Consider the following 2,635-nt stretch of genomic DNA (forward strand, 5'->3'; position numbering starts at 1 on the left):
GGCTCCTTGAGGCCGGAGAGCTTAAGCTGCTCGACCAGCGCCGCCTTCAGCCGCTCCAGCCCGTCGGCGCTGAACGCCTCGGCCCGCGCCACCAGCACGTCCTGCGTGTTCGACGCCCGCAGCAGCCACCAGCCGTCCGCCGTCGTCACCCGCACCCCGTCGATGGCGTTCACCGTCGCCCCCGCCGCCGTCAGGCGCCCCTTCACCTCCTCCACCACCGCGAACTTGCGCTCCTCGCTGGTCTGGAAGCGCGTCTCCGGCGTGTTCAGCACCGGCGGCAGGCGGTCGCGCAGCGCGGCCAGCGACACCCCCAGCTTCGACACCAGGCCGGCCAGCCGCACCGCGCAGTACAGCGCGTCGTCGAAGCCGTACCACTTGTCGGCGAAGAAGATGTGCCCCGACATCTCGCCGGCCAGCGGCGACCCGGTCTCCGCCATCTTCGCCTTCAGCAGCGAGTGCCCGGTCTTCCACATCAGCGGCTTGCCGCCGTGCTTCGCGATCTCGTCGAACAGCGTCTGGCTCGCCTTCACGTCGGCGATGATCGTCGCCCCGGGGTGGCTCTTCAGCACGTCCGCGGCGTAGATCGCCACCAGCTGGTCGCCCCACACCACGCGCCCCAGGTGGTCGATGGCGCCGATGCGGTCGCCGTCGCCGTCGAAGCCGATGCCCAGGTCGCAGCCGTGCTCCGCCACCGCGCGCTTCAGATCGACGAGGTTCTTCTCCACCGTCGGGTCGGGGTGGTGGTTCGGGAAGGTCCCGTCGATGGCGTCGAACAGCAGCACGTGCTTGCCCGGCAGCTTGGCGGTCAGCCGGCGCAGGATCTCGCCGGACGCGCCGTTGCCGGCGTCCCAGGCGATCGTCAGGTCGCGCGTGCCGTCGTAGTCCTGCAACAGGCGGGCGACGTACGCGTCCTGCACGTCCAGCTGTTCGGACGAGCCCTCGCCCACGGCGTAGTCGCCGGCCGCGGCGATCCGCCCGAGGTTCTGGATCATGTCGCCGTACACCGGGCCCTTGCCCAGCATCATCTTGATGCCGTTGTAGTCCGGCGGGTTGTGCGAGCCGGTGATCATGATGCCGGCGTCCGCCTGGCGGTCGCGGGTGGCGAAGTACAGCATCGGCGTCGGCCCCAGCCCGATGCGCAGCACGTGCAGGCCGGTGGAGGCCAGCCCCTCGACCATCGCCGCCTCCAGCGCCGGCGAGCTGAGCCGGCCGTCGTAGCCGACGCAGGCGGTCTTCCCGCCGCCGCGCACCACCACGGTGCCGAAGGCGCGGCCCACGGCGCGCGCGTCGGCCTCGGTCAGCGTCTGGCCGACGATGCCGCGGATGTCGTACTCGCGCAGCACCGTGGGGTGGAACTGGTGGGTCTGGCTCACGGGGCGACGTCCTCGTTTGCTTGGGCGGCCGCCTTGGCCGGCCGGCCGATGGAGGTGTAGGTGAAGCCGGCGGCGGCCATGTCCGCCGGGCTGTAGACGTTGCGCAGGTCGATCATCACCGGCCGCTTGAGCAGCGCCTTGACCCGCGTGAGATCCAGCGCGCGGAACTCGTTCCATTCGGTGAGGATCGCCACGCAATCCGCGCCGTCCAGCGCCTGGTAGGCGTCCTCGCACCAGCTGACGCCGGCCAGCAGCTTCTCCGCCTCGTGCATGCCGGCCGGGTCGAAGGCGCGCACCGTGGCGCCGGCCTTCTGCAGGGCCGGGATGATGTCGAGCGAGGGGGCGTCGCGCATGTCGTCGGTGTTCGGCTTGAAGGAGACGCCGAGGATGGCGACGGTCCTGCCCTCCAGCGAGCCGCCGCAGGCGTCGACGATGCGCTGCGCCATCGCCTTCTTGCGCTTGTCGTTGACGTCCACCACCGTCTCGACGATGCGGATCGGGCTGTCGTGGTCCTGGCCGGTGCGCACCAGGGCGAGCGTGTCCTTGGGGAAGCAGGAGCCGCCGTAGCCTGGGCCGGCGTGCAGGAACTTGCGGCCGATGCGGCCGTCCAGGCCCATGCCCTTGGCGACGTCGTGGACGTTGGCGCCGACCTTCTCGCACAGGTCGGCGATCTCGTTGATGAAGGTGATCTTGACGGCCAGGAAGGCGTTGGCGGCGTACTTGATGAGCTCGGCGGTCTCCAGCTCGGTCATGACGATCGGCGTCTCGATGAGGAAGAGCGGCCGGTAGAGCTGGCGCATGACCTCGCGCGCGCGGTCGGAGCCGGTGCCGATGACGACGCGGTCGGGGCGCATGAAGTCGCCGATGGCCGAGCCCTCGCGCAGGAACTCGGGGTTGGAGGCGACGTCGAAGGCGGCGTCGGGGCGGGCGGCGCGGATGATGCGCTCGACCTCGCGGCCGGTGCCGACCGGGACGGTGGACTTGGTGACGACCACGGTGTAGCGGTCGAGGTGGCGGGCGATCTCTTCCGCCGCGCCGTAGACGTAGGAGAGGTCGGCGTGGCCGTCGCCGCGGCGCGAGGGCGTGCCGACGGCGATGAAGACGGCATCGACGCCGCGCATCGCCTCGGCCAGCTCGGTGGTGAAGGACAAGCGGCCGGCGGCGACGTTGCGCGCCACGAGGTCGTCCAGGCCGGGCTCGTAGATCGGGATCTCGCCGCGCTTCAGCCGCTCGATCTTGCCGGCGTCCTTATCGACGCAGCA

Annotated in this window: 2 protein-coding genes; both read right to left on the reverse strand. The window is 70.9% G+C overall.

Annotated features, from left to right (window positions below; translation table 11 throughout):
- Nucleotides 1-1,373 (reverse strand): phosphoglucomutase/phosphomannomutase PgmG (pgmG, locus tag ACRWK7_RS07920; RefSeq protein WP_431855665.1); only part of this gene is annotated, 1,373 nt, incomplete at its 3' end.
- The coding region (locus ACRWK7_RS07925; RefSeq protein WP_431855666.1) for a UDP-glucose dehydrogenase family protein at nucleotides 1,370-2,635 on the reverse strand (1,266 nt) is incomplete at its 5' end. The genes ACRWK7_RS07925 and pgmG, both read right to left, overlap by 4 nt.

This window comes from Azospirillum sp. (genome assembly GCF_050789165.1).